At 67.2% G+C, this 4,164-nt stretch carries 5 protein-coding genes and 1 pseudogene; 1 reads left to right on the top strand and 5 read right to left on the bottom strand.

Going from position 1 to position 4,164, the window contains the following annotated elements; translation table 11 throughout:
• From AC5RUJ_RS12060 to AC5RUJ_RS12080, 5 genes and pseudogenes are all read right to left on the bottom strand, one after another.
• Nucleotides 1-215 (bottom strand): annotated as a pseudogene (locus AC5RUJ_RS12060) (leucyl aminopeptidase family protein); the annotation flags it as partial.
• A gap of 12 nt (nucleotides 216-227) precedes the next feature.
• A complete protein-coding gene (locus tag AC5RUJ_RS12065; protein WP_493979326.1) occupies nucleotides 228-407 on the bottom strand; it encodes a DUF3117 domain-containing protein in 180 nt (59 codons plus the stop codon).
• Nucleotides 408-581: 174 nt separating this feature from the next.
• Nucleotides 582-1,826 carry a hypothetical protein gene (locus tag AC5RUJ_RS12070; protein WP_494128743.1) on the bottom strand — a complete coding sequence of 415 codons (1,245 nt, stop codon included), beginning with the start codon at nucleotides 1,824-1,826 and terminating at the stop codon, nucleotides 582-584.
• A complete protein-coding gene (locus tag AC5RUJ_RS12075; RefSeq protein ID WP_494074159.1) occupies nucleotides 1,823-2,215 on the bottom strand; it encodes a DivIVA domain-containing protein in 393 nt (130 codons plus the stop codon). Before AC5RUJ_RS12075 ends, AC5RUJ_RS12070 begins: the two co-directional genes overlap by 4 nt.
• 34 nt (nucleotides 2,216-2,249) lie before the next feature.
• The gene (locus AC5RUJ_RS12080; RefSeq protein WP_494049655.1) at nucleotides 2,250-3,032 is read right to left on the bottom strand and encodes an LOG family protein; all 783 of its coding nucleotides are present in this window, start codon (nucleotides 3,030-3,032) and stop codon (nucleotides 2,250-2,252) included.
• Nucleotides 3,033-3,195: 163 nt separating this feature from the next.
• Between AC5RUJ_RS12080 and AC5RUJ_RS12085 the strand changes: the two genes are divergently transcribed.
• The gene (locus tag AC5RUJ_RS12085; RefSeq protein ID WP_494012571.1) at nucleotides 3,196-4,014 is read left to right on the top strand and encodes an amino acid ABC transporter ATP-binding protein; all 819 of its coding nucleotides are present in this window, start codon (nucleotides 3,196-3,198) and stop codon (nucleotides 4,012-4,014) included.
• Nucleotides 4,015-4,164 lie beyond the last annotated feature (150 nt).

The raw sequence follows: 4,164 nt of genomic DNA on the forward strand, positions 1-4,164 counted from the left end.
GCACCCTGGCGCGGCTGCGGCGTGGCCCGCTCAACGTTGGCCTCGCCTTCAGCAATGGGGACCGCCAGCACCGTGACATCCCCGGCGCCCTCGGCCGGAGACCGTCCGCGGCCGAGGGCCGGAAGGGCTTGGACGCGCGCCATCTGCGGTTCAACCAGGGCCTGCTCCAGATGACGGGCGGTTTGTTCCTCTGCGGTGGAGGGAACGTGGCTCACAGCAAACGGTTCCTAGCCTGCCACGTCGCTGGTGACGCCGAGCAGGCAGTCCTTGAGGTTGCCGGCTTCTTCGGCGTTCAGTTCGAGCACCAGACGCCCGCCGCCGTCGATGGGCACCCGCAGGATGAGGCTTCGCCCCTCCTTGGTCACTTCCATCGGACCGTCACCGGTACGCGGTTTCATCGCAGCCATCTGGGAATTCCCTTCCGCCATGGGGCAGCCCGATCGGTGATCGCCCTGCCCGCCAACCTCACATCGGCGGCCCTTCAGTTGCCCGGCCGCCATGTCCAACCACTACCCATTATCGCGTACATCACAACCGGGTGCTAATTTGCGCGACACGGGGCGCACCGGCGCCGGCCGCCGCTAGGGCGGATAGTCCCCGCCGCCGGGCAGTTCGGCCCAGGACCAGAGCCAGGTCACCCAGACAATCTGCCCGGCCAGGAACATCACTGCCAGGCACGCGCGGTACGCCCGGCTGCGTGATACCAAGGCCGCCGCCAGGGCCAGCGGGAAGAGCGGAAGCAACAGCCGGAAGGTGCTGGTCTGCGGATGCAGAAAGGCAAGCAGGTAGCCCAGGTAGCAGGCGCACCACAGCCTCAGGTCGCCCCCCATCTTCCGGGCCGGCGGGGAGCACAGGACCCCGGCCGCCGCGGCCACCAGCAGCAGCGGGGCGGCCATTCCGCCCAACAGCCCGAAAAGGTTTACGCCCATGTCGAACCACGGCTTGAACAGGATCAGGGCCTCGCCCCGCCAGGCGGTCTCGGTATCGGTGTACGCGGTCATCTCCCCCGTGACCGACCACGCCAGCACCGGCCAGGCGAGGGCCGCTGCACAGCTGACCAGCGCCAGCGCTGCCGCGCGGAGGAATTCCGGGGTCTGCAGCGGATCGGTGCGGCGCTGCCTGATCCGCCACAGCAGGTGAAGGCCGGCGAGTGCCGCGAACGGCACGCCGACCGGCCGGGAGAGGCACATCAGCACGACGACGGGAATCGCCAGCAGGTACTTCCGCCGCACCAGCAGCAGCAGCGCCGCCGCCAGCAGCGCCAGGTTCAGCGATTCGGCGTACGGCACCTGGAGGATCGGCGAGACCGGAAAGACCGCCACGAAGAACACGGCCCACAGCGCGGTGCCGTGGGGGGCGTAGCGACGGAAAAGTTTGTAGATGAGCAGCACGGCGGCAAAACCGGCGAGGGTCGCAACCAGCGGTGCCAGCAACTGCCACCCCAGCCCGGTGGCCGCCGCCAGGACGCGGACGATGCCGGGGAAAAGCGCGTAGAACGCCCACTGGTTCTCGTCGACCCGCCCGTCCTGGCCGCGGGGAATATCGGCGGGATACCCCTCCCGGTAGACCTGCTCGTACCAGGCGCTGTCCCAGATTCCGATGAAGGACAGATAGTCGGGGTGCGGTCCGGTCCACGGATTCGGCCCTTGCTGGCGTGCCACCGCGAGGAAGACCAGCAGCGAATACACCCGGGAAAGGGCGTAAAGCACGCAGACCTGGACCCACCACGGCCACCCGGAGATCCGTCGGCGCCAGAAGGAAAGCTCCGCGTGCACGGCCTCCCGAAGCACGCGCGTGCGCGGAAGGCGGTCCTGCACCCCCGTCATCCTTCCCGCGCCGGGTGGGCACCGCCGTCGGGCTGCGGCTGTTCGTGGCTCAGTTGCCGGATCAGGCGCTCCTTGGCTCCCAGCTCGGCCCGCAGGACGTCCAGCACTTCGTCCACCTGGTCCATCCGGTAGCCCCGCAGGGCAGTGGAAAACCGGACGCTGTCCAGGTCTTCGGCACGGGGGTGTTCAGGCAGCAAAACCGCCGGCAGCCGCGCCTCATGCTCGCTCAGGCCCTGGAGCGCGGCCACGTGCCCGCGCTCCCATCCGGTGCCGTCACTCTCGCCGCCCGCGCCGGCGCCGGCCGCCTTCCTCCGGCCCCGCCAGCCCGACGCGGCGACAGCGGCCGCACCTGCAACGGCGATGGCAAGGAAAACCAGGAATGCGCTCACAGCACCATCGTGCCAGAGAGGACGTCGCGCCGGGTCAAAATCCGGAGCGGGCGGACAACCCGGAGATGACCTGCTCGACTGCTTCCTCGGCCGTATCCACCACGCTGACCAGGTCCAGATCGGCCTCCGCGATCATCGCTTCGGCCAGGAGCGTGTTGCGGATCCAGTCGATCAGCGGCGACCAGAATGCCGTGCCCACCAGCACGATCGGGAAGGACGTCACCTTCTTCGTCTGGACCAGCACCATGGCTTCGAACAGCTCGTCGAGCGTGCCCAGCCCGCCGGGGAGCACGATGAACCCCTGCGCGTACTTGACGAACATCGTCTTGCGGGCGAAGAAATACCGGAAGTTGATGCCCAGGTCCACCCAGTCGTTGAGCCCCTGCTCGAACGGCAGTTCGATGCCCAGCCCGACCGAGACGCCGCCGGCCTCGCTGGCGCCCTTGTTGGCCGCCTCCATGGAACCGGGGCCGCCGCCGGTGATGACCGCGAAATTATGCCGGACCAGCAGCTGCCCGATCTCCTCGGCGATGGCGTAGTGCTTGCTTCCCTGCCGGGTGCGGGCCGAACCGAACACGCTGATCGCCGGGCCGAGGTCGGCCAGGGTGCCGAACCCTTCGACGAATTCGCTCTGGATCCGCAGCACGCGCCAGGGATCCGTGTGCGTAAATTCCGCCCGGTCCTTGGTGTCCAGCAGGTACTGGTCGGCCTGCGGGATGTCCGCCTGGCTGCGCCGCAGCTCCACCGGCCCCTTGAAACGGGTTTTCGGTGCGCCCGGAAGTTGCGACGGGAGCGGGATGTCTTGCTGGTTTGTCATTTCCCAAGGCTACAGATCCGCCGGCCATCCGTGGCGGTTTCCGCCGTTTCGGTGGCAATTCGGCCCTCACGCGGTCCGGGACGCAGGTTGCTCTTAAATCACGATTCCGGCGGTTCGGTCGCGAATGCATTGCTTGAAGGGAATCTTTCGCTAGATTCGTTCCATGACCAGTGACGCATCGCACAGTAAAACGCCGCCTGCTGCTCCTGCGGCGGCAACCCGAGCCACATCCGCCGCGCCGGCGGGTCAGCCGCTGGTGTCCCTGAAGAACGTCAACAAGCACTTCGGATCCCTCCATGTGCTGCAGGACATCAACCTGGAGGTCACCAAGGGCGAAGTGGTGGTCGTGATCGGGCCGTCGGGTTCCGGCAAGTCCACCCTCTGCCGGGCGATCAACCGCCTGGAGACCATCGACGACGGCGAAATCCTGATCGACGGCGAGAAGATGCCGGCCGAGGGCAAGGCCCTTGCCAAGCTGCGGGCCGACGTCGGCATGGTGTTCCAGTCCTTCAACCTTTTTGCCCACAAATCGATCCTGGAGAACGTCACCCTGGGACCGATCAAGGTCAAGGGGATGAAGCAGTCCGAGGCCAAGGAGCTGGCCATGAGCCTGCTCGAGCGCGTCGGCGTGGCCAACCAGTCGCAAAAGCTGCCGGCCCAGCTCTCCGGCGGCCAGCAGCAGCGCGTGGCGATTGCCCGGGCCCTGGCGATGAAACCTAAGGTGATGCTCTTCGACGAGCCCACCTCGGCACTGGATCCGGAAATGATCAACGAAGTGCTCGACACCATGGTGCAGTTGGCCAGCGAAGGCATGACCATGATCGTGGTCACGCACGAGATGGGCTTTGCGCGCAAGGCGGCGGACCGCGTGCTCTTCATGGCCGACGGCCAGATCGTGGAGCAGGCCACCCCGGAAGAATTCTTCACCAACCCGAAGAGCACCCGCGCCAAGGACTTCCTGGGCAAGATCCTCGAACACTGACCCCCACACCTGGCCCTTCACTGACGGAGGGCCGACAACGCAAGGAGAAAACATGCGAAAGACCCGTTATGGAATGGCTGCCATGGCAGCCGGAGCCGCGCTCGTGCTGTCCGCCTGCGGCGGCGGCGGCGGCACAGGCGGCGGCGAGAC

Source organism: Arthrobacter sp. Y3223164, assembly GCF_059091005.1.